This window comes from Labrys sp. WJW (genome assembly GCF_001676615.1).
Taxonomy (GTDB): Bacteria; Pseudomonadota; Alphaproteobacteria; order Rhizobiales; family Labraceae; genus Labrys; species Labrys sedimenti.
Genome location: NZ_LYXZ01000056.1, coordinates 24366 through 47894, shown reverse-complemented (window position 1 = coordinate 47894; position 23529 = coordinate 24366). Strand labels below are relative to the sequence as shown.

Genomic DNA, 23529 nt, shown 5'->3' with positions numbered 1-23529 from the left:
TGTTTGCTCTGAATTTGGGAACTTGAAAGATCGGGGCGGCACCTCCGTAGCCGATGCCGCTTCGTCGTCTCTCCTCAGGACCTGGTCGTTCCGGCCGATCCGCCCGCGCTGGCCTGCGGCGGCTTCGACTTGACGGTGACGGTTGCCGTCTGTCCCGCCACCAGGTGGAAGCCTTCCGGCAGCTTGTCGAGTGCCACGCGGATCGGCACGCGTTGGGCCAGGCGCACCCAGGAGAAGGTCGGGTTGATGTTGGCCAGGAGGTTCGAACCATCGCTGCGTTCGCGATCCTCGATGCCGCCGGCAATGCTCTCGACATGGCCGGTGATGACGGCCGGCTGGCCCATCAGATGGATGTCGACCGGATCTCCCACCGCGATCCGGGGCAGCTTGGTCTCCTCGAAATAGCCTTCGACCCGTAATGAATCGGTATCGAGCAGCGCCGTCACCGCCTTGCCGGCCGAGACATAGTCGCCGGGATTGAGGTTGAAATTGGTGATCACGCCATTGACCGGCGCCTTGATCTCCGAGCGTTCGAGATTGAGCTTGGCCACGGCCTGATTGGCGAGGGCCTGCTGGTAATTGGCGCTCGCAACATCCTGGCTTGCCAGGGCCTGCTCGATCTTCTGGGCCGAGGCCACGTCCTTGCCCAGTTCGCTGTAGCGCACATAGTCGCGCTTCGCCTGTTCCAGCGTCGCCTTGGTGCCGGAGACGGCCGCATCGGCCTGCTGCAGGGCAAGCTCGAAGCGTTTGGGATCGATGCGGATCAGGACGTCGCCGCGATGGACTTCCTGGTTGTCGCGCACCAGCACTTCACTGACCAGGCCGGACACGTCCGGCGTGATGCCGACGATATCGGCGCGGACATGACCATCCCGGGTCCAAGGGTCGTTCATGTAATAGTCCCACAACCGCCAGCCGAAGCCGGCAGCGATGACGACGACAATGAGGGTGATGAGGACTCGCCCCAGCGAGGCAAAAAAGCGTTTCACGACACGAACCGTTGAAAGATGGAAAACAACCCGCTCAGCACGATCACGAACAGTGCGAGATCGAACAGGGAGCGGTGCCAGACCAGGCGATAGACGCCAGCCCTGGCCAATACAGAACGAAGCAGAAGATTGGCGATGATGGCGACGAGCGCGAGGATCATCAGGCTCGGTACATAGACGCCAAAGATATCGATGTCGGCGTTCACGATGCGAGCTCCAGTTTAGGAAGGATGGGCATGGCCACGGGCGCGGCGAGGTTCACGGGCGCCGGCGAGGCGGGAAAGAGGGCGCGCCGCAGGCCGACGAGCGCCTGCACCGCATTCCGCCGCACGCCCGGCTCGACTCCCTGGGCGAAATCCGACAGGGCCTCGTCGATGGCGCCCAGCAGCGAAGACGGCGGATCGACCGCCCTGCCCGTCGCGGCCCGCGTACCATAGAAGCGGGCGATGGCGTCCAGCACTTGCTGCAGGCGCCGACGCTGCGCCGATGACAGCTTGCCGCGCAGCCTCTGCAGGTCGAGCACGTTGATGCCGACACGCAGTTCCACCAGGAGGTCGGCCGCCGCCACGTCCTCGCTGACGCCCTGTGCCAGTCGTGGCACCAGTTGACCAAGCCGGTCGAAGACGCGCCCGGCAAAGGCCTCGGCATCGGCGTTGCGCCCGCTGCGAGAGGTCGCGGCAATGTCCGCCCAGCCGGCCCTGACCAGGCGCTTGGCGACCAGGGCCGCACCGAAGGGCCTGGTCGCCAGGGTCCAGACCAGGGCAAAGCCACCGCCGAGGATCGAGGCGACGGACGAGTTCATGAAAGCCGCGAATTCGGCGCTGTAATTGGCCTGCAGCCCTACGAAGGACGCGGTGTTCACCGCCAGCAGCATGGCGATCATGTTGAATTGCGGGCGCGAAACCAAGGTTCCGACGAGGATGAAGGGCACGGCAAACATCACCACCAGCCCGACATAGTCATGGGCGAGCGGCAGGAGGGCGAAGAGATACACGGCCGACAAGCCGACGCTGACGGTCATCCACACCGTGAAGCTGCGGATCTGGCTGACGGGATTGTCGATGGCGGCAAAGAAGGAACAGCCGACCGCCGTCATGATCACGCAGCCCGCCCCCTCGCTCCAGCCGGTCCATATCCACATCAGGCCGGACAGAATGGTGGCGAGCACCACCGAGCCGACCTGGAAGGCCAGCAGCGCATAGTCGTAGTGGCTGACCTTGCCGACGGTCCGGCGCATACGGAAGGTCGGGCGCCAGCGGCTGATGCGATCGCCGAGCTCGATCTGCCGCTGCAACTGGCGGCAGTCCTCCCACAGATCGACCAGTTCCTTCATGCGCTCCAGCGTGCTCGACAGCACCAGGGCCGGCCATTGCGCCTCCTCGGCGCTTCCCTGGCCGGTCTTCGGCTCCAGCGCGGCGATATCGGCGAGCAATTGATCGGCTTCGCCGCGTTCATTGCCCTCGCCCGAGCGCATCCATGCAAGGAGGCGGGTGCGCAAGGCATCGATGCCGGCAATCTCGCCGCCTGCCTCGCGCAAGGCCGCAAGGCGGTCGTCCAGGGAAGACAGCAGCGGCAGCAGCAGCGCCATGCGTCCCCGCAATTCATGGGCGACGCGCACGGTCGTCTGGTTCGCCGTGTCGTAGCCGAGCTGGCTGATCAGCATGTCCATCGCGCGAATGTCGGTGGCAAGGCGCTGGCGCTCGCGCGTGGCCCCGGTTCCGGTGCCATCGGTGAGCACGGCGCTCGCCCAGGCTCCGGCATCGCGCAGCCAGCCCTTGATCTGCTGCCCGAGCACCGGGCCGATCCGGGCCGGAAAGAACAGGGAATTCACCAGGGCGGCACAGACGATGCCGAGCGTGATCTCTTCGGCGCGCGAGACGGCAACGTCGAAGATCGTGTCGGGTGCGCTGACGGTCGGCAATGCGATCAAGGGGAGCGTGTAGCCTGCGAGCATGAAGACATAGCTGCGCGGCGTGCGGTCCAGCAGGGAGACGAACAGAAAGACGCCCGTCCACAGGCCGACCACGATGATGAACAACTCGGGCGCCGACGAAAAAATGGGCAGCAGCAGGATCGATCCTGAAGCGCCGATGAAGGTGCCAAGAGCCCGATAGAGCGCTTTCGACGTTGTGGCGCCGGCCAGAGGATTGGCAACGACATAAACGGCCGCCATCGCCCAATAGGGCCGCTCCAGCCCGGCGGCCAGCGCGATGTAAAGCGCCAGCATCGAGGCCGAGAAAGCCTTGAGAGAAAAGACCCAGTCCCGGACGGTGGGCAGGGCGAAACCTGCGGTCATGTCGCCGCCTCCGCCTGCTGGCGGGCCGACGCCTCTTCGATGGCGCGGAAAACGCGCAGCGTGGCCTCGATATCGTCCTGCGAAAGATGACCGAGAATGCGGGTACGCAAGCCGACGAGTTCCTGCTCGATCACGCTTGTCACCCGTTCGCCCTCGGCCGTGAGCCAGAGTGTCTTGGCCCGGCGATCCGCACCTTCGCGCCTCTCGATCAGGCCGCTGGCGCAAAGCTGGTCGAGTAGGCGCACCAAGGAGGCTCCTTCGATGCCGATGGCATCGGCAACCTCGGTCTGATTCACGCCGCCGCCCATACGCTCGATCTGGATGAGCGGCACCGCCGCGGCGTCGGAGACGCCATGGGTCGCGACAATGTCATGCACCAGGCGGCGCCAATGGCGGCCGATCTGCTGGGTTTTGCCGGTCAATGCGAAACGCAAGGTGTCAATCTTTTCCATGTCTAATAATTAGCATCCTAATTAAAAGCATGCAAATTATTTATTGCAACGGATATCATCAACCGGCAGAAAGCCTCCTGACAGGATCTGTCAGCCAGGCGTATAGAATGATGGCTCGATATCAGATGAGACGCCATGGCCCGAACGAGCCGCCTCCTCTCGCTCCTGCAGATCCTGCGCGGCAAGCGCCGCCCGGTGACGGCCGCCGCCTTGGCGCAGGAACTCGCCGTCTCCGAACGCACGCTCTATCGCGACATCGCCGAACTGGTTGCCCAGGGCGCGCCCATCCAGGGTGAGGCCGGCATCGGCTACATCCTGCGCCCCGGCCTGTTCCTGCCACCACTGATGCTCTCCGAGGACGAGACCGAAGCCATCGTGCTCGGCCTGCGCTATGTCGAGCAACGCGGCGACGACACGCTCGGCCGCTCAGCCCGCGAGGCTCTCGCCAAGATCGAGGCGGTCCTGCCGCCGGCCGCGCAGGAAATCGCCCGCAATCCGGTCGCCCTGCCAGGCCCCAGCCATAAGGGCTTTCCCGACAACAGAGTCGCGATCGAGGTGTTTCGCAGCGCGATCCGCGCCCAGGCCAAACTGCGCATCGACTATGGCGACCTCAACGGCCAGGCGACCACCCGTGTGATCTGGCCGATCGCCATCGGCTTCATGAACGAGGCTCGCATGCTGGCCGCCTGGTGCGAGTTGCGTGAAGACTTCCGTCATTTCCGCACCGACCGCATCGCGGCCGCCAGCGAGATCGGCGAGCGCTATCCCGGACGGCGCAGTCAATTGGTAAAATCCTGGCGTGCCGTGATGGACGAAATCGCCAGGCGCTAACGCCCTACTCCGTACCAGCCCTTCTTCTTCCTTGCCTCGCCACGGCAAACCGGGCAAACGGCCCTCATGCGCATTCTCGTTCCCGGCGGTTACGGTCTGATCGGCTCGGCCATCGTTTCGGCCCTGCTGGCGGCCGGTCACGAGGTCACGGGTCTCGGTCGTTCCGTGCATCAGGCCCGTCTGCGCGAACCTCGTGTGCGCTGGCTTCAGCATGACCTCGGGGATCTCGTCAGTGCCGAGGCCTGGCGCCCGCTCCTCAAAGACATCGACGCTGTGATCAATGCCGCCGGCGTGCTGCAGGGCGGCCCCGGCGACGACGTCATGGTGACCCAATCGCTCGCCATGGTCGCCCTTTTCGAGGCCTGCGAGCAGGCCGGCGTGAAACGCTTCGTCCAGATCTCCGCTGTCGGCGCCTCGCCGGATGCCGCCACCGTGTTCATGCGCAGCAAGGGCATTGCCGACGAGGCGCTGGAGGGCTCGTCGCTCGACTGGACCATCCTGCGCCCCGGCCTGGTGCTGGGCTCTTCGGTCTATGGCGGCAGCGCCCTGCTGCATGCGCTCGCCAGCCTACCGGGCTTCATTCCGCTGCCGCCGGCGCCGTCGATCCGTAGCGTGGCGCTGGATGACGTCGCCGCGACGGCGCTGGCCGTGGTCGAAGGACGGCTGCCACATCGGCGTATCTATGATGTCGTCGAGGACAGGGCGCACAGCCTCCGGGAGATCGTCGCCGCGCTACGAGCCAGGCTTGGCCTGCCGCCCGCCCGTTTCGCCTGCTGGCCCCTATGGATCTTTCGCCTCGGCTTTTGGCTTGGCGACCTCGCGGGCCTGCTCGGTTGGCGCCCGCCCATGCGCACCACCTCGCTCGACCAGATCCTGACCGGCATCGATGGCGACCCGACACCGCTTGGCGCCGCCAATGGCCGTTCCCTCAAGGCCCTTCCGGAAATCCTAGAAGCCGTCGGCGGCACCGTGCGCGAACGCTGGTTCGCGCACCTCTTCCTGCTCAAGCCGGTGATCGTCGCGACGCTGGGCCTGTTCTGGCTGCTTTCGGGCCTGATCGGGCTCATCGCCGCGGACCAGGCCGAAGCAGTGCTGACGGCGCGGGGCTTTTCGCCGGCACTTGCGGCCCTCTTCGTGCATAGCGGCGCCATCGTCGACATCCTGCTCGGCGCGGCCATGCTCCGGCGACGAACCATGCCAGCCGCTGCATCAGGCATGATCGGCGTTACCCTTGCCTATCTCCTCGCCGGCAGCCTGTTCACGCCCGACCTTTGGCTCGACCCGCTCGGGCCCTTCCTCAAGACGCTACCGGCAGCTGTTCTCGCTCTGGTCGCGCTCGCCATCAAGGATGCGCGATGACCTATGCCAACCTGCTGCTCTGGCTCCATGTGATCGGCGCCACCGTGCTGCTAGGCACGGGAGCGGGAATCGCCTTCTTCATGCTCGTCGCCCATCGCACCAACGACGCCAGGCTGATCGCCCATGTCGCCGGCACCGTTGTTACGGCAGACCTCCTGTTCACAGCCACTGCCGTGGTGCTGCAACCCGTCACCGGAGCCCTGCTGGCCCACGAGATCGGCTGGCCATTGAGCTCACCCTGGATCGTGCTGTCGCTCGGTCTCTATGTCTTCACAGGGCTTTTCTGGCTGCCCGTCGTCGTCATTCAGGTCAGGATGCGGGATCTCGCCAGGAAGGCCGTGCAGGAGAATTCCGCCCTTCCGCCAAGCTATTACAGGCTTTTCCGCATCTGGTTTTCCTGCGGTTTTCCGGCCTTCATCGCCGTGCTCGCCATTCTCTGGCTGATGCTGGCCAAGCCACAATTCGGATAGGACAGGCGCAGCTTGCTTGTCCGCAATCCAGCGCCGACCTATACCTCCTCAAGCTCGAACACAGCCATCCAATGGCGGAGGAACCATGCGCATCCTGGTTGTCGGCGCTGGCGCGACAGGCGGCTATTTTGGCGGCCGGCTGATGCAGGCGGGCCGTGACGTCACCTTCCTGGTTCGGCCTGCGCGAGCAGAAAAACTGCGGGCGGAAGGCCTCAGGATCGTCAGCCCCTTCGGCGATGCCGAGCTGGCGCCAAAGCTCGTCACCACCGGCAGCATCACAAGCGCCTACGACCTCGTGCTGCTCACCGTGAAAGCCTACGGGCTCGAGGCCGCGCTTGACGATATCGCCCCCGCTATCGCTCCCGGAACGATGATCCTGCCGGTGCTCAACGGCATGCGACATGTCGACGTCATCAAGGCCCGCTTCGGCGAGAAGGCCCTCGTCGGTGGCGTCTGCCTGATCGCCGCCGCCATCGACGACCAGGACCGCATCGTGCAGCTCACGCCCATACACAACCTCATCTATGGCGAGATGAACGGCGAACGCTCCGAGCGCATCGAGGCGGTCGATGCGGCCATGCAAGGGGCCGGCTTCAACGCCAAGCTTTCCGACGACATCGAGCGCGACATGTGGGGCAAATGGATCACGCTCGCCAGCCTTGGCGGCATCTGCTGCCTGATGCGCGGCTCGGTGGGCGAGATAGAGGCGGCACCGGGCGGCCTGGCCTTCGTGCTGCGCTTCTTCGACGAGGTTGTCGGCGTGGTGAAAGCCGTGGGCAAGCTACCAGGCGAGCCCGTCCTGAACATGGCACGCTCGATGCTGACCCAGAAGGGCTCGGCCATGGCTTCCTCCATGTATCGCGATCTGCAGAAGGGCGCGCCGATCGAGGCAGACCAGATCATCGGGGACCTGCTGGCCCGCGCGCAGAAGGCGGGCATGGAAACACCCCTGTTGTCAGCGGCCTATGCAAATCTGGCGATCTACCAGAACAGATAGTTGAGATCGAATATCTGCCGCCTTCCGCCCGGATAGTGACCGCAGGCACATGGCGGATCGCGCCGCCTCCCGCCTAGCCTGTTCCCCGACATCATCCGGGACGGGAATAGCGATGACAACGGCAGGCGCGCAGACAATCGGCAATCCCATCGTCGTCGGCATCGATGCCGGCGGCACCATGACCGACACGATCCTGGTCGACGGCGATGGCCGCTTCAAGATCGGCAAGGCGGCGACCACGCCGCGCGATGAATCGGAAGGCTTCATCGCCTCCGCCGCCGATGCGGCCGAGGCTTGGGGCATCTCGCTGGAGAGCCTGTTCTCCGGCATCGACGTGGTGCTGTATTCCGGCACCGGCATGCTCAATACCCTGCTCTCGCGCACGGGACGCAAGCTCGGCCTGATCACCACCAAGGGCCTGGAGGACATGATCCTGATGGGTCGCGGGCTGCAGGCCTGGGCGGATTATTCCTATGCCGACCGCCTGCATGCGATCACCCACCACCATCCGGATCCCCTGGTGCCGCGCCGGCGCACCCATGGCGTCACCGAGCGCATCGACCAGTTCGGCGATGTCATCATCCCGCTTTACGAGCACGAAGTCGTGGCGGCGGTGTGCAAGCTGATCGCCGACCAGGTCGAGGCCATCTGCATCATGACGGTGTTCTCCCACGTCAATCCGGCGCATGAGAAGCGCATCGCCGAGATCGCCAGGGAAGAGATCATCAGGGCGAATGCCGAGATCCTGGTCTATACCAGCCACGAGGTGCGCCCGGTCATTCGCGAGCAGTCGCGCCTCAACTCCGTGCTGATCGAGGCCTATGCCACCTCGCGCGGGCGCAGGCAGCTCAAGGGCATCGAGGACATTTCGAAGAAGCACGGCTATCGTTATCGCGTGCAGACCCTGCTCTCCTTCGGCGGCCTCACCTCGATCGACCATCCCCGCCTGCACGAGACCATGATCTCCGGCCCGATCGGTGGCATTCTCGGCGCGGCCTATGTCGGCAAGCTGATCGGCAACGACTCGCTGATCTGCTCGGACATGGGCGGCACCTCCTTCGACATGGGCGTGATCACCCGCGGCCAAACCCGCATCGAGAACGAACCGATCATGGACCGGTTCAAGCTCAACGTGCCAACCCTGCATCTCGACACCATCGGCGCCGGCGCCGGCATGATCCTCAAGGTCGATCCGCTGACCCGGAAGATCAGCCTCGGCCCGGAGAGCGCCGGCTCGGACCCCGGACCGATCTGCTTCAACCGGGGCGGCACCCGCCCGACCATTGCCGATTGCGACGCCATCCTCGGCCGTCTCAACCCCGATTACTTCCTCGGCGGCAAGGTCAAGCTCGACGTGGAGAAGGCGACCAGGGCCTTCAAGGAGCAATGCGCCGATGTCCTCGGCGTGCCCATGCATGAAGCCGCCGAGGGCATGATCCACATGCTGGAGGATGACGCCAACAATGCGTTGCGCCGCGTGATCTCCGGCCAGGGCATCCACCCCTCCGAGTTCACCTTGCTCTCCTATGGCGGTTCCGGACCGCTGCATCTGGCCGGCTGCAGCCGCGGCATCGGTTTCCGCGACATCATCACCTTCCAGTTCGCCGCCGCTTTCTCGGCCTTTGGCTGCACCACGGCCGACTATATGCGCCGTCACTCGATCTCAACCCAGATCGATATTCCCAGTGCCGCCGGCGAGGATGAACTGGCCGCTCATGCCACGCGCATATCGGGAGTCTGGAAGGAACTTCGTGAAGCCGCGATCGCGGAGATGGTGGCCGATGGCCATCCGCGCGAGAAGGTCCGCACCGTTCCCTTCCTGATGATGCGCTACACCGGCCAGCTCGAGGACGTCGAGGTCGCCGCCCCGCTCGACCAGGCTCAAACAGCCGACGACATGCGCCGGATCATCGAGGCCTTCGAAATAGTCTACGGCAAGATCAACCACCGGGTCTCGCGCTACGGCGCCGTCGGCTATTCGGTGATGGAACTCGGCCTGATCGCCACCGCCGACAAGGTCAAGCCGGTGCTGATCAAGCGCCCGCTCGGCGCTACCGATCCGGCCATCGCCCATAAGGGCCGGCGCGAAGCCTATATGGGCGGGCGCTGGCACAAGGCCGATCTCTACGAGATGGACGATCTGCAGCCCGGCCATGAGGTGACAGGCCCGGCAATCATCGAACACCCCGCCACGACGCTGGTGGTCCATCCCGGTGACAGCGTCTTCGTCGACGAATGGACCCTCCTGCATTACCGCCACGCTTGAGCGAAGAGGAACCACACCATGCTGGATCACGTGAAAGCCCACATGCCGCTTCGCGAGAGGATGCTCGAATCCGAGCGGCTGATGGAGGAGACCGGCTGCTATGACGGCATCACCTCACTGCAGCTGCGCAGGCAGGACCCGCTGAAATTCGAGACCCTGCATACCAAGCTGCGCGCCTTCTGCGTCTCCGCCCGTGAAATGGCGCGCCGCATCTCCGCCTCGCCCGGCGTGCGCGAGGTCGGCGAGATGGTGGTGGCCATCTACACCCCGGAGGGCGACGCGATCGCTCTCTCCAACGGCATCATGGTGCATGTCCACACCATGAGCCGCTTCATCAAATGGATGATCCGCGAGGGCTACGAGGCCAATCCCGGCATTCGCCCGGGCGACATCTTCGCCAACAACGACGCCTTCATCGGCACGGTCCAGGTGCCCGACGTGATGGACGTGGTGCCGATCTTCCACTCGGGCGAACTGATCGGCTGGGCCGGCGCCGTCTGCCACGAGCTCGAGGCCGGCGGCATCACCCCCGGCGGCGACGTCTGCCTCGCGCAGGAGCGCTTCACCGAGGGCCTGTTCGTCTGTGCCGAGAAGATCGGCGAGAACGACGAGATCCGCCGCGACTACGTCATCCGCTGCGAGCGCAATCTGCGCATGCCGATCTACTGGGTGCTCGACGAGAAGGCCAAGGTCGCCTCCTGCATCGACATGCGCGAAAACCTCATCGCCCTCGTCGACGAGATCGGCCTCGACTACTGGAAACAGGTCTCCAAGGAATTCATCGAGGAAGGCCGCATCAGCCAACTCGCCCGCACCCGCCAGCTGACCGTGCCCGGCATCTATCGCGGCCACACCTTCTACGGCCACGTCACCGAGGGCAAGCCGGGCTTCCAGCCGCTGGCCGATCCCAACTGGCTCTACAACATCCCGGTGGAGATGGAGATCACCACCGAGGGCAAGATCAAGCTCGACTTCGAGGGCACCCAGCCCTGGGGCTATCATTCGATGAACTGCACGCCCGCCGGCATGGATGGCGGCATGTTCGTCACCCTCACCCAGCACATGAATTTCGAGGGGCTGGTGAATGACGGCGCCTGGCTCGCCACCGAGCTGAAGATCCCCAAGGGCACCTGGACCAATCCCGACAATGAGATGGTGGCGACCGCGACTTCCTGGGCCCTGCTGCTGCCCGCCTATGGCGTGTTCCAGCGCCTGCTCTCGCGCGGCTTCCTCGCCCGGGGCTTCATCGAGGAGGTCTTCGTCGGCCAGGTCAACTCCCCGATGATCGAGATGGGCGGCGAAAGCCAATATGGCACTTTGTTCGGCATGGCCCATTTCGAATGCGCCGCCGCCGGCTCCGGCGCTCTCGCCATCAAGGACGGGCTCGACACCGCCTATGTCGGCTGGAACCCCGAATCCGACATGGGCAATATCGAGATCTGGGAACAGAACATGCCGATGCTCTATATCGGCCGTTCGATCCTGCCCAACTCCGGAGGCGCCGGCAAATATCGCGGCGGCTGCGCCTTCATCTCGACCTGGCTGGTGAGCAAGTCCAACCATCTGCGCCTGGTCACCTCCGAGCATTCCTCCCGCGTGTTCGACAATGGCGGGCTGTGCGGCGGCTATCCCGCACCGACCTGCCAGATGCACCGGGCCGTGCGCGATACCAATCTCGCGGAGATCATCGCCGAGAAGCGCCCCCTGCCCCATACCATCGGCACCGACCCGGCCCATTCCGATCTGGAGAAGCTGGTCGAGGGCCGGCACGTCACCGAGGAAGGCCCCTACATCACCGCGCCGCACAAGTCCGGCGATATCTTCACCCACTCCTACAATGGCGGCGGCGGTTACGGCGACGTACTGGAGCGCGATCCGATCAAGACCGCACAGGATGTGGAAAACGGCTTCCTCACCCCGGAGGCGGCCGAGCAGGTATTCGGCATCGTCATCCGAGAAGTCCCGCAGACGGATCGGCTGGAGGCCGATCTCGCCGCCACCGCCGCCTTGCGCGAGAAGAAGCGGGCCGAACGCATCGCGACGTCCGTGCCTGTCTCGGCCTGGATCGCCGAGGAGGCCAGGCGCGTCGCCGCCAGCGACTTCGCGCCCGAGGTCGCCAAGATGCACGCCAATGCGATGAAGCTCTCGCCGCGCTTTGCCGCCGACTTCCGCAAGTTCTGGGGCCTCGACGCCTCCTTCACGGTTCACTACTGAGGTCAGCATGTCCAGCTATCCCAAGGAAACCATTCGCGAACTCGTTGCAGGCACCCTGCCCTGGCACCAGACCCGGCAGATCATGAGCGCCTATAAGGACGACGACCGTTTCCAGACCTATGTCCAGGTCCTGCAGGAGCGGATGGCCTGGAAGGACCCGATCCTGCTGCCGGTCGGTGACCACCTCTTCATCGCCGACACGCCGAATGGCCGCGTCACCAAATGCGAATGCGGCCAGGAGTTCGGGCACTACAGGAAGAACTGGAAGCTCGGCGCCCATATCCGCGTGCGCCGGACCAGGGAGGCCCTGCGCGAGATCTACCCCAACTCCGATATTCCCGATCCGGAATGGATGGAGATCCGCGAGTTCCTCTGCCAGTCCTGCGGCACGCTGCACGAGGTCGAGGCGGCTGCCCCGGGCTATCCCATCGTGCACGATTTCGAGCCGGACCTCGAAGGCTTCTATCGCGATTGGCTCAAGCAGCCCCTCGAACCGGAGGGAGGGAACCGGTGAGCAGGCGGCCCAACATTCTCATTCTGATGGCCGACCAGCTGGGCGCTCCGGCGCTCGGCGTCTACGGCCACCCGATCGTCAAGACCCCCAACCTTGACCGCATTGCCAAGGGCGGTGCGGTCTTCGACAATTTCTACTCCAGCTTTCCCCTCTGTGCCCCCGCCCGCCTGGCCTTGATGACCGGACGGCTATGCTCGAACATCCAGGCCTGGGACAATGCCGCGCAGATCCCATCCGATGTTCCCACCTTCACCCATTATCTGCGCGTGCTCGGCTACCGGACCTGCCTGTCGGGCAAGATGCATTTCATCGGGCCCGACCAGCTCCACGGTTTCGAGGAGCGGGTGACCACCGATATCTGTCCGTCCGACTTCAACTGGACCGCCGACTGGGACGATCCGTGGCGGACCATGGACTGGTTCCACAACATGAAGAACGTCAGTGACGCTGGCGTCGCCGAACGTGCCCTGCAACAGGACTATGACGAGGAAGTCGCCCACAATGCCCGGCGCTGGCTGTTCGACCAGGCTCGCGACAGCGACGACAGGCCGTTCCTGCTCGTGGCCTCCTTCACCCATCCGCACGACCCCTATGTGACGCCGAAGCGCTTCTGGGATCTCTACGATCACGACAAGATCGACATGCCGCGCGTGCCCTTCATTCCCCCGGCCCAGCGGGACGCCCATTCCCGGCGCCTGTGGGAGCAATATGACCGCGGCGAATTCGGTGTGGGGGACGAACATGTACGCACCGCTCGCCACGCTTATTACGGCAGCGTGTCCTATCTCGACGAGCGCGTCGGCGAGGTGCTCGATGCGCTCGACCGCTCCGGGCATGGCAAGGACACCATCGTGATCTTCCTCGCCGATCACGGCGACATGCTGGGGGAGCGCGGGCTCTGGTACAAGATGAGCTTCTATGACTGGTCGTCGCGCGTCCCCCTGCTCATGTCGGGGCCCAACGTCCCGGCGGGCGCTCGTATCAAGGCGAATGCTTCGCTCGTCGATATCCTACCGACCCTGGTCGAGATCGCTGCCGGTCCGCAGTGGAACGACTATCCCGAGCGACCGGATGGCCGGAGCCTCATGCCGCTCCTGGGCAAGGATGCCGACGATCGCATCGCCGTCAGCGAACTGATGTCGGAAGGCGTGGCCGCCCCCTATGTGATGCTGCGCAAGGGGCGCTACAAATTCACCTTTGTCGAGCATGATCCGCCCCAGCTCTTCGACATGGAAGCCGATCCGGACGAGGTGCATGACCTGGCGAATGATCCAGGCCATGCGGACCAGGTGCAAGACATGCTCGCCGAGGTCGAACGCCGGTGGGACATGCCCAGGCTCAAGCAGGAAATCATCGCCAGCCAACGCCGGCGCCGCCTCGTCTACAAGGCGCTGAGCACCGGCAAGGTCACGCCGTGGGATTATCAGCCCTGGAGCGACGCATCCTTGCAATATTATCGCGGGACGAAGTCGTATCACGAGGCAGAGGCCCGTGAATTCATCCGGCCATAAGGGAAGACCATGACCAGCTTGAAAGGCCGTGCCGCGCTCATCACCGGCGGCCTCACCGGCCAGGGCCTCGCCATCGCCCAGGCTCTGGCGAGCGCCGGCGCCAATGTGGCAGTCGGCTCCTATATCGGCGAAGGCGCGCGGCTGGGCGATGCCGCCGCCTATCCCGTTGAGGCCGAACTGCAGCGCGTACGCGCCATGCTCGAGGCAGAGGGCGTCAAGGTGCATGCCGGCCATCTCGACGTGCGCTCCAGCGAAGTCATCGACACCTTCATCCAGGCCGCACAAGCCGCCTGCGGCCCCATCGACATCCTGGTCAACGCGGCCGGCACCACGGCCGAGCAGCCGGTCAGCGGTCATTCGGACGCGCTCTGGGAGAAGATCCTCGACACCAACCTCACCGGCGCCTTTCGCACCACACGCAGCCTCCTGCCCGGCATGATCGCGCGGGGCTGGGGACGCATCATCAATATCGGCTCGACGGCCGCCAGCGTCGGCTGGAAGGACAACCCGGCCTATTGCGCCTCCAAATCCGGCCTGCTGGGCCTGACGCGCTGCGTCGCCCTGGAAGGGGCGCCCCATGGCGTCGCGGCCGTGATGATCTCGCCGACCTGGGTCGAGACAGAGCTGATGCGCCGCAACGTCGCCCAGGTCGCCGAGCGCGACGGCAAAGGCGAAAGCCTTCAAAGCGCCATGGCCCGGATTGCCGCACAGAACCCGCAGCAGCGCATCATCCAGCCCGGCGAAGTGGCTGGCCTCGCCGTCTTTCTGTGCAGCGAAGCCGCGAAGGGCATCACGGCCGAAAACATCCAGATCACCGGAGGGGCACTCTGGTAGAAAGCTTCAGGGAACGCTACCCTGTCTTCACGCCAAGGGTGCGTCGGTCAAAAAACGCATCGAATTGGCTCGACCTTTATCATTGCCGGGCTTCACCCGGCAATCCAGGCCCCTTCCGCTTATCGAAACCGGGGGCGCTGGATTCCCGGGTCAAGCCCGGGCATGACAAGTGCAGAGTCTCACTTATTGTCAGACAACGCCTGCGGCCATGCGTCACTTCGGCGTGGAATGTTGCGGATGAAATCGACCCTGATCGCCTCCGGCCTTCCGCTTGCCACCGTCAATGCCGCCATCGGCGAGGCCGCCCGCCTGGTGGGAACGTCTGATTTCTATGCCGCCCTGCTCGCGGCCTTCCGGTCCCTGGTCTCGCACGATATCGCCACCATGGTGCGTTATTCGGCGGTGGGGCGGCCAAATTTCCTCATGCATCACGGTTTCTCGGATGCGCTGGCCCGCCAATATGAGACGACCTTCCACGTCTTCGATCCCTTCCATCGCTATTGGGCACAAACGGAACGGCCTGGTGTCGTAAGCCTCGACATGTTCCCGGCCACCGCGACCCGGCAGAGCCGCTATGTCCGCGAATTCCTGCAGGAATCCAGCATCACCGACGAGCTCGGCTACTTCCTGCCCGCCATGGGGCGGGCCAGCGTCGCTTTGTTCCTGGAACGCCGCATCGGCCGCTTCCTCGACAGCGAGCGCACGGCGATGGAGGATTTCTATCCCCTGTTCGCTGGTCTTGAGAGCGCGCATGTCAGCGCCGTCCTGGCGGCGGCGATCGGGCGTGGCACGAGCGGCGCCTCCCTGCCGCAAGCCATCATGCTGCGCGATCTCGAAGGCTGCGTCATCCACGCATCCGAGACCTGGCGGGCGATGGAAGACAGGGATGCCAGCCTGCCGCGGGCCGTCGAAAGGCTGACGGCCCAGAATGCCGGCGAAGCCGTGCTGGATGACACGACCGTCCTGCACCGGACCCGGATCTCGCCGGCCCACGGCTCCGCACCGGAAGGCTGGCTCTTCACGGTGGAGAAATCATCCTCCTCTTCAATGGATTACGATCAGGCGATCATCTCCGAGCTCAACCCGGCCCTCACGCCCCGGGAGATCGACATCGTCAAGCTGGTGCTCGAGGGCCACCCCACCGCCACCATCGCCCAGCGTCTTAATCTCCAGCGCGGCACGGTGAAGAACCACCGGCTGCGCATCTATGAAAAACTGGATATCACGTCGGAGCGCGAACTCTTCCTCACCTACATCCAGGCCCTGCAGAGGCACCGGGGGAGCGGATAGGCTCGGCAGGTAATAAAAAACAGAATTTACAGAATGATAACCATAAATCTGGAACCAGATCATTCGCTTACACGGGAAGAATGAGACGGAGCGAGACGGCTATTGGAAAACAACCATCGGCTGTGGAAGTCAGATGAAAAAAATAAATAATATCAACACGCTACATCGATATTCGAAACACTCTTCCCATCGAGGCACAAGTCGACACCTCCAGCCGCACTCACCAGCGCAGCAGACGACGGCCGGCAAGATATCCCACGACCGTGACGATGCCCGTCGCCAGACTGTACCAGGTGGCGACGAAAAGCGGGCTGTCGTCCACGCAATGGCTGGCATAAAGGGTTGCCGCAATGCCGCTGGCGGCGAGGCCCGCCACCGCCCCGGCCCGGCCGGGATTTGCGGGCGCGCCCTGGCGCAAGGCATAGAGAATGCAAGCCAGAGGCCCCAGTGCCAGCAAGGGTATCAGCATCAGGCAATAACGGGCATTCACGCCGATCCAGCGCGTTCCCCAGCTGGCGGACGGCATCACCATCATTTCCACTGCGACCGCGCCAATCAAAAGCAAGGGTGCAACGACCAAAGCAAGGCGCCATCCTCCTGATTGCGCACCCGGCCTGACCAGACGCAGGATCAGGCCGCAGGCCGAAACAGCCAGTGACACCGTCACCACGAATTTGAACAGGAAGCGCCATGTCTCGGCTGCCGCCGCGATATCGGGACGAGGCCGGAATCCCACGAAGAAAAGCACGGCCGAAAAAGCCGTACCGACGATCACCGCCAGCGCAAAAACCCTGCCGAGGGACCATTTGACCGGCGCGTCTTCGGAAATGGCGTTGATGAGATCGTCGGTCTTCACGACTGGTCACTCCGGTAGAGCGCTGCGAGCTTCTTGAGGCCCCGATGCAGGGCGACGCGAACGGCCACCTCCGTCATCGCCAGCCGACCTGCCATCTCCCGGATGCTGACGCCGCCGAGCGAGATGCCTTCCACGATGTCCCGCTGCGGCGGTTTCAGATGCGCCAGCATTTTCTCAGCCTCATGCTGCGACAGTCCGGATGCCGGCTCCTCTGCCTCGAGAACCTCGATCACGTCCTCGATCGGCACCATCACCTGCCGTCCCCGGCGGCGCATGGTATCGATCATCTTGTTGCGCACGATCGCCGACAGCCAGGGACCGAGCGGGCGCGAAGAATCCCAGGTTCCGCGCTTGAGGTGAATGGCGAGCAGCACTTCCTGAACGACATCCTCGACCTCCGCCGGCGGCGCGCCGAAGCGCTCGCAATAACGGCGCGCCGTGCCGCGCAGATAAGGGGTCACCGCCTGCAGGAACCGCCGATAGGCCGGTGCATCCCCGGCGATCGACTGCCGCAACCATGCCGCCCACTCCTCTTCGCGCATGGGATTATGCACGAGCCATCCTCTCTACGGTCGGTTTCACGGCTTTGTTACCAGTTGCCGGCACCGACTCACTACACCGCTGTCGCCTCGGCATAATCGTCCAGCACCGCGCGTATGGCCAGAGAGAGGCAGGCCTTCATGTCCAGCGGGCCGACATGTCCCGCCGCGACCGGCACGAACTGGTGCACCAAGGTCGGCGGCAAGACGCGTCCCGCCAGCGCCTGCGACAGGCGCGCCACGGCAGCGGCGGCAGCCGGATGCGGCCAGTAATAGCGGATGCGGTCGCTGTAGCTGTAATGGCGCAGCACATGCCGGCTGGCGGCGTCGCCCTGGTAATAGCGCTGCCAGTAGCCGGGCTCGTCCAGCATCAGGGCCTCCATCGCCTTTGCCAGCGAGCGTTCGCCATAGGAGGCATCAAGCTCCCCGGCGATGAGATCGAGCCCATAGAGCGCCTCGCGCCAGGCGAAGGTCAGGCCGGGCCCAACCTTGAGGATGGCAAAGCCGTCGGCCACCAACCGAGCCAGCTTCTCCCGCGGCTGGTAGTCGGTGGAATGGGCCTCGAACACGAGGGACGGCTCGGTATCCAGCACGCCGACGAGATCACGGGCCTTGTCGGGCTGGTAGACCACCACGTCCTCATGCCCGAACTCGACACCGGGCTGCACCACCAGACCGATCACGCGTTCCAGCGCCGCCTCGACGCCTTGCTGGCGAAAGATGGTCCGGTGCGTCTCGATGGTCTGGCGCGCAGCGCCCGCCGCGGTCGGCTGCAGGCCGTCGAGCGCGTGCCAGGCGCCACCAGGCACCGGCACCTCGGTGCCGATGATATAGACCGGCAAGGGCAGGCCGTTGTCGCGCGCCGTCTGCTCCGCCACCCGGGTCAGACGAGCGGCACGCCTAGCGGTGGTTTCGTCATCGAGCGCTTCTGGCTCACCCTTACAACCCATGCTGGCATCGAGATGGATCTTGCCAAACCCCGCCGCAACATAGGCCGCCATCATCGCCTCGGCCTTGGCCATAGCCTCTTCCGCCTCGAGTTGGCGCCAGGGATTGGGACCGAGATGATCGCCACCAAGGATCAGCTTGGCGGTGTCATAGCCGGAGGCTTTCGCCTTCTCGAACACGAAACGCCTGAAATCGGCTGGCGTCATGCCGGTATAGCCCCCCTCCTGGTTCACCTGGTTGCAGGTCGCCTCGATCAAGACCTTCCGCCCGCGCTCGCGGCCATGCGCCAGCGTCGTCCCGATCACGTCCGGATGGGCCGAGCAGATCGAGGCGATGCCTCGCGGCTTTCCGGAGCGCCGTGCGGGGGCGAGGTCGAGAAGGGTGGTCATGTCGAGTCTCCGTGAACGATGGATCGCGATCAGGCCGAAGCCCGCATCATCAGTTGGGCTTCGAGCCGCAATTGCTGCTGGCCTTGTGAAGGTTCCTCGCCCTCGACCTGGGCGAGCAGCAACTCGACACCGAGATTGCCGAGGCGGAAGAAGTCCTGCGCCACCGTGGTCAGGGGCGGGCAGCCGAAGCGGCTATAGGGCTGGTCGTCATGGCCGGCGACGCGCAGCCGGCAATCGGCTTCGCGCCCGACCTTCAGGCCGCGCTGGAAGGCCGCCGCCATCACCCCCACGGCAATGCGATCATTGGCGCACAGTACCGTCGAGGTCGGAAACCCCGCCCCGTCGATCACCCGCAGGGCTTCGGCATAGGCGATTTCCTCGAAACGCCAATCCGGCTTGCCTACCACGGTGATGATCTCCGGCTGGAAGCCGAGCCGCTCCATGGCCTGGACATAGGCATTGCTGCGCTCGGCGGCATTGTGATTGACCGCCGGCATTTCAAAGAAGCTGGGCGGCGTCCCCGTGCGGCAGAGATAATCGGTGATCAGGCCGATGCTCTGCTCATTGTCGGTGCCGACGAAGGGCGAGCCGTCCTGCAGCGAGGAATCGAGATAGACCACTGGAATATGGGCGCGCAGGGTCTCCATGCGCGTCGCATCGGTATAGGCGCCGAGGGGGGCGATGATCGCGCCCGCGATCTTAAGCGACAGCAGCGTCTCCACCGAGCGCGCCTCATGCAGGGCATCCCCGCGCGAGGAAAGCACCAGCACGAAATAACCGTCCTGCGCGCAGCGCCGCTCGATGTGGCGCACCATCTCCGAATAGAACATGTCCGAGGTGTCGGGCACGATCACGCCGATGATCTTGGGGCGCTTGCGGTTGAGGTTCACCGCGAACAGGTTCGGCCGATAGTCATATTTGGCCAACGCCCTCTCGATGCGGAGGCGGATCGACTTGCGGACGCTGCCGGGGTCGTTGAAATATTTCGAGACCGTCGGCCGCGAGATCCCGCTGAGTTCGGCGAACTCGGCCATGTTCCTGATCTTTCGCACCGCCCTGATGCTCCCTCACCCGCCCGATCGGCTCCTAATTTTTACACGAGTAAACAATATTGTTTTTTACATGCCGTAAAAATCCGTTTGATGAATTCGTTTTCAGATAATCCGAAATAAAAATTTATCTTTATTTTTCAATGCATTACTCCCTATTTCCTTCAATTAAAGGAAGCGCATTTTGTCAATCTTATCACGCGCAATATCTTTAATTGACGCCTACGGCACGAAACCATAGTCTGACAATTCATAAAAGACAAAAATAAATTCAGGGAGGGAGACGGCCCGCAGGCGCAACCGCACCTGTAGAGCCCGGCCACTATTGGCACCCTTTCCTCAACTCGATCGGCGGCCCTGCCCGCCGTAGCCGGCTGGATACCTCGCGCTAGAGGAGGATCCGTGCCGGAGGGATCGACCACTTCGTCAAACCGAGGAAACGACATGAGGAAACTGCTTACGGCCCTCGCGGCTCTCGCCATCGGGGCCAGCGTGCTTGCCGCTCCGGCACAGGCCCAGGACAAGAAATACACCATCGCCCTCATTCCGGGCCTGACCACAGACGCCTTCTACATCTCGATGCGCAAGGGCGCCGAGGCCGCCGCCAAGGTGGTGGGAGCCGAGCTCGTGTTCCAGGGCGCGCCCGATTTCAATCCGGTGACGCAGACGCCTGTGCTCGACGCCGTCATCGCGCGCAAGCCCGACGCCATCCTGATCGCGCCGACCGACAAGGTTCAGCTCGTTCAGCCCCTGAAGAAGGCCGCCGATGCCGGCATTCCGGTGATCACCGTCGATACCTTCATCGGCACCGGCAAGTACCAGACCGGCGCGGGTGATGCCGACTTCCCGCTCTCCTATGTCGCCTCGGACAACATCCTGGGCGGCCGCATCGCGGCCCGCGCCCTCGCCAAGGCCATCGACGAGAAGGGCAAGGTCTATGTCTCCAACGTGAAGCCTGGCATCTCGACCACGGACCAGCGCGAGGAAGGCTTCAAGGATGAGATGAAGAACTACCCCAACATCACTGTCCTTGAAACGCAATTCAACGACAATGATGCCAACAAGGCTGCCTCGCAGATGCAGTCGGTCTTCGCACGCAATCCCGACCTTGCCGGCGTGTTCGGCGCCAATCTGTTCTCCGCGCTCGGTGCCGCCAACGGCGTGCAGCAGGCAGGCCAGAGCGGCAAAGTCCGCGTCGCCGCCTTCGACGCCCCGGCGACGATCGTCGACAACATCAAGTCCGGCCTGGTCGATATCGCCATCGCCCAGCACCCGGCGGAGATCGGCTATTTCGGCGTGCTTTCCGCCTATGCCCATCTCACCGGCCAGTCGATCCCTGCCTCGATCGGCACCGGCTTCACCGTGATGGACAAGTCCAACGTCGACAAGCCGGAAGTCGCCGCCTTCATCTACAAGGAATGAGGCCTTCCTCGCTTCTGCGCCGCCGGAGCTATCGGCCCGGCGGCAACCCTTTCTGTCCCGAACGGAGCGCCTGATGTCGGCAGCCCAAACTTCCCTCAGCCGGGCGCAGCCCGCGGCAGGCCCCCATCCCATCCTTCTGCGCATCGCGGAGCTCAGGGCCTGGCTCTTCCTGGTCCTGCTCCTGGTCTTCTTCGAGTGCTGGGCCCGGATCGCCTATGGCTCGACCTTCGTATTCTCGGTCCCCACTTTGCAGTCGATCTCGATCTATGCGGTGGCACCGCTGCTGCTGGCACTCGGCTCCACCTTCGTGATCATCTCGGGCGGCATCGACCTGTCGATCGGCTTCATCATGGGGCTGTCGGCGGTGGTGGCAGCCCACACGGCCAATCTCATGGGCGCCTCCATGCCGCCCTTCCCGGCCATGCTGGTCGGCATCGTGGTCGGCGTCGCCGTGGCCACCATCCCCGGCTACATCAACGGCCTCCTGATTTCGAAACTCCGGGTTCCCCCCTTCATCGGCACGCTCGGCATGTATGGCGTGGCACGCGGCATCGCCTATCTGCTCGCCGGCGGCACCACGGTTCCGGTTTCGAACGCCTGGTTCGCGGCGCTCGGCAATGGCCGCTTCTACGGCGTGCCCGTCGTGGTGATCGTGGCCGCCCTCTTCCTGATCGCCATGCACTATCTGCTTTCGCAGACGCGCTTCGGCCAGCACACCTACGCCATCGGCGCCAGCGAACAGGCGGCGCTTCGAGCCGGCATCAATGTCTCCAGGCACACCCGCAAGCTCTATGTGCTGTCGGCCGTGTGCGCCGGCATCGGCGGCGTGCTCTATGCGGCCCGCTTCACCGCCGGCGCCGCCCAGGCCGGCGAGCCCCTCCTGCTCGATTCGATCGCGGCCGTGGTGATCGGCGGCGCCAGCCTGTTCGGCGGCTCGGGCTCGATCTCGGGCACGCTGGCCGGGGCGCTCGTCATCGCCGTGATCCAGTTCGGCCTCGTCTACATCAATGTCGAGCCGTTCTGGCAATTCGTCTCGGTCGGCGTCGTCATCATCGTTTCCGTGCTGGTCGACCAGGCCCAGCGCAGCATCGCCGGAGGCCGCCGTTCATGAGCACCCAGCCGCTCCTCGACATCCGCGACGTCTCCAAGCATTTCGGCGGCGTCACCGCACTCAACGGCGTCTCGCTCCAGCTCAATGCCGGCGAGGTCGTGGCTCTCGCCGGCGACAACGGCGCCGGCAAGTCGACACTGATCAAGACCATCTCGGGCGTCTACCAGGCCGATGGCGGCGAGATTCGCCTGAAGGGCGAGGTCGTGAAATTCGCGACGCCCGAAGCCGCACGCGGCCATGGCATCGAGACGATCTACCAGGACCTCGCACTGGCCGACAATCTGTCGATCGGCGCCAACATCTTCCTGGGGCGCGAGCCGATGACCAAGGCCTTCGGCTTCCTGCCCGTGCTCGACCGCCAGAAGATGGCCAAGGCGGCGCAGGAGACCATGGCGCAACTCGATTTCCACGTGACGCGCCTCGATGCTCCCGTCGGCAATTTCTCCGGCGGCCAGCGCCAGGCGGTTGCCATCGGCCGTGCCGTCTACTGGAACGCGCAGGTGCTGATCATGGACGAGCCTACAGCTGCCCTCGGCGTACCCGAGCAGCGCAAGGTCGTCTCCCTGATCCAGACCCTCAAGGCCCAGGGGCGCGGCATCATCTTCATCTCGCATAATCTGCAGGACATCTTTGCGGTCTCAGACCGCATCGTGGTGCTGCGCCGCGGAACCCTGGCGGGCGAGCGCAAGATCGCCGAGACCAATCATGACGAGATCGTCAAGCTGATGGTGGGCGGTTGAACGTCTGTCGGAGCGGGCGTCTCGCCCGCTCCACACCCCGCGCGACCCGACGAGAATGTGAACACAGCAGGCCTTCTCAATTCCTGCGACGCGTGACATGGTCCCGCGGTGATCGTTCGACTTCTCCTTTCCCGCTTGCTCTCGATCCTCATGGTCGTAGGCTTGCTGACAGCTCCCATGGCGCCATTCTCCAATGCGATGGCTGCCGTGCCGATGAAGGCTGCGGATCACGCGGCCATGGCCTCGGACATGTCCTGCTGCCCGGAGCAGAATTCGCCGCAACCCGGTAGCCAGAAGCCCTGCCCGGTGACGATCGTCTGCATGGCCAAATGCACGCCAGGTGCCCCGATCGTCGCAATGGCGAAGTCTTTTGCCCTTGCCATGAGCACGCTCTCCCCACTGGGCAATGATCGGGACAAAGTGCCTTTCATCACCGCACCGCCGGACCGCCC

The 23529-nt window shown here is 64.3% G+C and carries 22 protein-coding genes; 13 read left to right on the top strand and 9 right to left on the bottom strand.

The window, feature by feature from the left end; all coding sequences use genetic code 11:
• Positions 1-74: 74 nt before the first annotated feature.
• The 4 genes from BA190_RS28330 to BA190_RS28315 are packed head-to-tail and all read right to left on the bottom strand — an operon-like array spanning position 75 to position 3737.
• On the bottom strand, positions 75-989 hold the full coding sequence (locus BA190_RS28330; RefSeq protein ID WP_068295922.1) for an HlyD family secretion protein: 915 nt from the start codon (positions 987-989) through the stop codon (positions 75-77).
• Complete coding sequence (locus tag BA190_RS28325; protein WP_068295920.1) at positions 986-1195, bottom strand: DUF1656 domain-containing protein; 210 nt, start codon at positions 1193-1195, stop codon at positions 986-988. Before BA190_RS28325 ends, BA190_RS28330 begins: the two co-directional genes overlap by 4 nt.
• Positions 1192-3285, bottom strand: coding sequence for an FUSC family protein (locus BA190_RS28320; protein WP_068295918.1), 2094 nt, complete (start codon positions 3283-3285; stop codon positions 1192-1194). The genes BA190_RS28325 and BA190_RS28320 overlap by 4 nt, the downstream gene beginning before the upstream one ends.
• Complete coding sequence (locus BA190_RS28315; RefSeq protein WP_068295916.1) at positions 3282-3737, bottom strand: MarR family winged helix-turn-helix transcriptional regulator; 456 nt, start codon at positions 3735-3737, stop codon at positions 3282-3284. Before BA190_RS28315 ends, BA190_RS28320 begins: the two co-directional genes overlap by 4 nt.
• 135 nt (positions 3738-3872) lie before the next feature.
• Here BA190_RS28315 and BA190_RS28310 point away from each other — a divergent pair, with 135 nt between their 5' ends.
• From BA190_RS28310 to BA190_RS28265, 10 genes are all read left to right on the top strand, one after another.
• On the top strand, positions 3873-4568 hold the full coding sequence (locus BA190_RS28310; protein ID WP_068295914.1) for a YafY family protein: 696 nt from the start codon (positions 3873-3875) through the stop codon (positions 4566-4568).
• Positions 4569-4634: 66 nt separating this feature from the next.
• The gene (locus tag BA190_RS28305) at positions 4635-5927 is read left to right on the top strand and encodes an SDR family oxidoreductase (RefSeq protein WP_068295913.1); all 1293 of its coding nucleotides are present in this window, start codon (positions 4635-4637) and stop codon (positions 5925-5927) included.
• Complete coding sequence (locus tag BA190_RS28300) at positions 5924-6397, top strand: DUF2269 domain-containing protein (protein ID WP_068295911.1); 474 nt, start codon at positions 5924-5926, stop codon at positions 6395-6397. Before BA190_RS28305 ends, BA190_RS28300 begins: the two co-directional genes overlap by 4 nt.
• A gap of 85 nt (positions 6398-6482) precedes the next feature.
• Positions 6483-7394: a 2-dehydropantoate 2-reductase gene (gene panE, locus BA190_RS28295; protein ID WP_068295910.1), complete on the top strand. Its 912-nt coding sequence runs from the start codon at positions 6483-6485 to the stop codon at positions 7392-7394.
• Positions 7395-7506: 112 nt separating this feature from the next.
• Positions 7507-9660 carry a hydantoinase/oxoprolinase family protein gene (locus tag BA190_RS28290; protein ID WP_068295909.1) on the top strand — a complete coding sequence of 718 codons (2154 nt, stop codon included), beginning with the start codon at positions 7507-7509 and terminating at the stop codon, positions 9658-9660.
• A gap of 18 nt (positions 9661-9678) precedes the next feature.
• Positions 9679-11874, top strand: a complete 2196-nt coding sequence (locus BA190_RS28285; RefSeq protein WP_068295905.1) for a hydantoinase B/oxoprolinase family protein — start codon at positions 9679-9681, stop codon at positions 11872-11874.
• 7 nt (positions 11875-11881) lie between these two features.
• Complete coding sequence (locus BA190_RS28280; RefSeq protein WP_068295903.1) at positions 11882-12388, top strand: acetone carboxylase subunit gamma; 507 nt, start codon at positions 11882-11884, stop codon at positions 12386-12388.
• Entirely contained in the window at positions 12385-13899 is a 1515-nt protein-coding gene (betC, locus tag BA190_RS28275) for a choline-sulfatase (RefSeq protein ID WP_202908535.1), read from the top strand. The genes BA190_RS28280 and betC overlap by 4 nt, the downstream gene beginning before the upstream one ends.
• Positions 13900-13908: 9 nt before the next feature.
• Positions 13909-14733, top strand: coding sequence for an SDR family NAD(P)-dependent oxidoreductase (locus BA190_RS28270; RefSeq protein WP_068295898.1), 825 nt, complete (start codon positions 13909-13911; stop codon positions 14731-14733).
• A 237-nt stretch (positions 14734-14970) separates the two neighbouring features.
• Complete coding sequence (locus tag BA190_RS28265) at positions 14971-16023, top strand: helix-turn-helix transcriptional regulator (protein WP_068295895.1); 1053 nt, start codon at positions 14971-14973, stop codon at positions 16021-16023.
• Between the two features lie 220 nt (positions 16024-16243).
• Here the strand turns inward: BA190_RS28265 and BA190_RS28260 are convergent, their stop codons facing one another.
• The 4 genes from BA190_RS28260 to BA190_RS28245 form a co-directional block, all read right to left on the bottom strand.
• Positions 16244-16879: an NrsF family protein gene (locus tag BA190_RS28260; RefSeq protein WP_068295891.1), complete on the bottom strand. Its 636-nt coding sequence runs from the start codon at positions 16877-16879 to the stop codon at positions 16244-16246.
• Positions 16876-17421: a sigma-70 family RNA polymerase sigma factor gene (locus BA190_RS28255; protein WP_082980087.1), complete on the bottom strand. Its 546-nt coding sequence runs from the start codon at positions 17419-17421 to the stop codon at positions 16876-16878. The genes BA190_RS28260 and BA190_RS28255 overlap by 4 nt, the downstream gene beginning before the upstream one ends.
• 71 nt (positions 17422-17492) lie before the next feature.
• Positions 17493-18755 (bottom strand): D-tagatose-bisphosphate aldolase, class II, non-catalytic subunit, encoded by a 1263-nt coding sequence (locus BA190_RS28250; protein WP_068295889.1) that lies wholly within the window; start codon positions 18753-18755, stop codon positions 17493-17495.
• Between the two features lie 29 nt (positions 18756-18784).
• Positions 18785-19789 (bottom strand): LacI family DNA-binding transcriptional regulator, encoded by a 1005-nt coding sequence (locus BA190_RS28245; RefSeq protein ID WP_068295886.1) that lies wholly within the window; start codon positions 19787-19789, stop codon positions 18785-18787.
• Positions 19790-20248: 459 nt separating this feature from the next.
• On the opposite strand from BA190_RS28245, the gene BA190_RS28240 reads away from it, so the two are divergent.
• The 3 genes from BA190_RS28240 to BA190_RS28230 all read left to right on the top strand — a co-directional run bounded on the left by BA190_RS28240 (position 20249) and on the right by BA190_RS28230 (position 23077).
• Positions 20249-21226, top strand: coding sequence for an ABC transporter substrate-binding protein (locus tag BA190_RS28240; protein ID WP_068295883.1), 978 nt, complete (start codon positions 20249-20251; stop codon positions 21224-21226).
• 73 nt (positions 21227-21299) lie between these two features.
• Positions 21300-22337: a ribose ABC transporter gene (locus tag BA190_RS28235; RefSeq protein WP_068295882.1), complete on the top strand. Its 1038-nt coding sequence runs from the start codon at positions 21300-21302 to the stop codon at positions 22335-22337.
• The gene (locus tag BA190_RS28230) at positions 22334-23077 is read left to right on the top strand and encodes an ATP-binding cassette domain-containing protein (protein ID WP_068295881.1); all 744 of its coding nucleotides are present in this window, start codon (positions 22334-22336) and stop codon (positions 23075-23077) included. The genes BA190_RS28235 and BA190_RS28230 overlap by 4 nt, the downstream gene beginning before the upstream one ends.
• A 227-nt stretch (positions 23078-23304) precedes the next feature.
• Here BA190_RS28230 and BA190_RS36205 read toward each other — a convergent pair whose 3' ends face one another.
• Positions 23305-23460 carry a hypothetical protein gene (locus BA190_RS36205; RefSeq protein WP_156771737.1) on the bottom strand — a complete coding sequence of 52 codons (156 nt, stop codon included), beginning with the start codon at positions 23458-23460 and terminating at the stop codon, positions 23305-23307.
• Positions 23461-23529: the final 69 nt, after the last annotated feature.

What these genes read in the sequence shown, in the direction of transcription:
- BA190_RS28320 (WP_068295918.1), bottom strand. Translation starts at nt 3,285, where the DNA reads ATGACCGCAGGTTTCGCCCTGCCCACCGTCCGGGACTGGGTCTTTTCT.
- BA190_RS28315 (WP_068295916.1), bottom strand. Translation starts at nt 3,737, where the DNA reads ATGGAAAAGATTGACACCTTGCGTTTCGCATTGACCGGCAAAACCCAG.
- BA190_RS28310 (WP_068295914.1), top strand. Translation starts at nt 3,873, where the DNA reads ATGGCCCGAACGAGCCGCCTCCTCTCGCTCCTGCAGATCCTGCGCGGC.
- BA190_RS28305 (WP_068295913.1), top strand. Translation starts at nt 4,635, where the DNA reads ATGCGCATTCTCGTTCCCGGCGGTTACGGTCTGATCGGCTCGGCCATC.
- BA190_RS28300 (WP_068295911.1), top strand. Translation starts at nt 5,924, where the DNA reads ATGACCTATGCCAACCTGCTGCTCTGGCTCCATGTGATCGGCGCCACC.
- panE (WP_068295910.1), top strand. Translation starts at nt 6,483, where the DNA reads ATGCGCATCCTGGTTGTCGGCGCTGGCGCGACAGGCGGCTATTTTGGC.
- BA190_RS28290 (WP_068295909.1), top strand. Translation starts at nt 7,507, where the DNA reads ATGACAACGGCAGGCGCGCAGACAATCGGCAATCCCATCGTCGTCGGC.
- BA190_RS28285 (WP_068295905.1), top strand. Translation starts at nt 9,679, where the DNA reads ATGCTGGATCACGTGAAAGCCCACATGCCGCTTCGCGAGAGGATGCTC.
- BA190_RS28280 (WP_068295903.1), top strand. Translation starts at nt 11,882, where the DNA reads ATGTCCAGCTATCCCAAGGAAACCATTCGCGAACTCGTTGCAGGCACC.
- BA190_RS28270 (WP_068295898.1), top strand. Translation starts at nt 13,909, where the DNA reads ATGACCAGCTTGAAAGGCCGTGCCGCGCTCATCACCGGCGGCCTCACC.
- BA190_RS28265 (WP_068295895.1), top strand. Translation starts at nt 14,971, where the DNA reads ATGAAATCGACCCTGATCGCCTCCGGCCTTCCGCTTGCCACCGTCAAT.
- BA190_RS28255 (WP_082980087.1), bottom strand. Translation starts at nt 17,421, where the DNA reads ATGCGCGAAGAGGAGTGGGCGGCATGGTTGCGGCAGTCGATCGCCGGG.
- BA190_RS28250 (WP_068295889.1), bottom strand. Translation starts at nt 18,755, where the DNA reads ATGACCACCCTTCTCGACCTCGCCCCCGCACGGCGCTCCGGAAAGCCG.
- BA190_RS28245 (WP_068295886.1), bottom strand. Translation starts at nt 19,789, where the DNA reads ATGGCCGAGTTCGCCGAACTCAGCGGGATCTCGCGGCCGACGGTCTCG.
- BA190_RS28240 (WP_068295883.1), top strand. Translation starts at nt 20,249, where the DNA reads ATGAGGAAACTGCTTACGGCCCTCGCGGCTCTCGCCATCGGGGCCAGC.
- BA190_RS28235 (WP_068295882.1), top strand. Translation starts at nt 21,300, where the DNA reads ATGTCGGCAGCCCAAACTTCCCTCAGCCGGGCGCAGCCCGCGGCAGGC.
- BA190_RS28230 (WP_068295881.1), top strand. Translation starts at nt 22,334, where the DNA reads ATGAGCACCCAGCCGCTCCTCGACATCCGCGACGTCTCCAAGCATTTC.
- BA190_RS36205 (WP_156771737.1), bottom strand. Translation starts at nt 23,460, where the DNA reads ATGGCAAGGGCAAAAGACTTCGCCATTGCGACGATCGGGGCACCTGGC.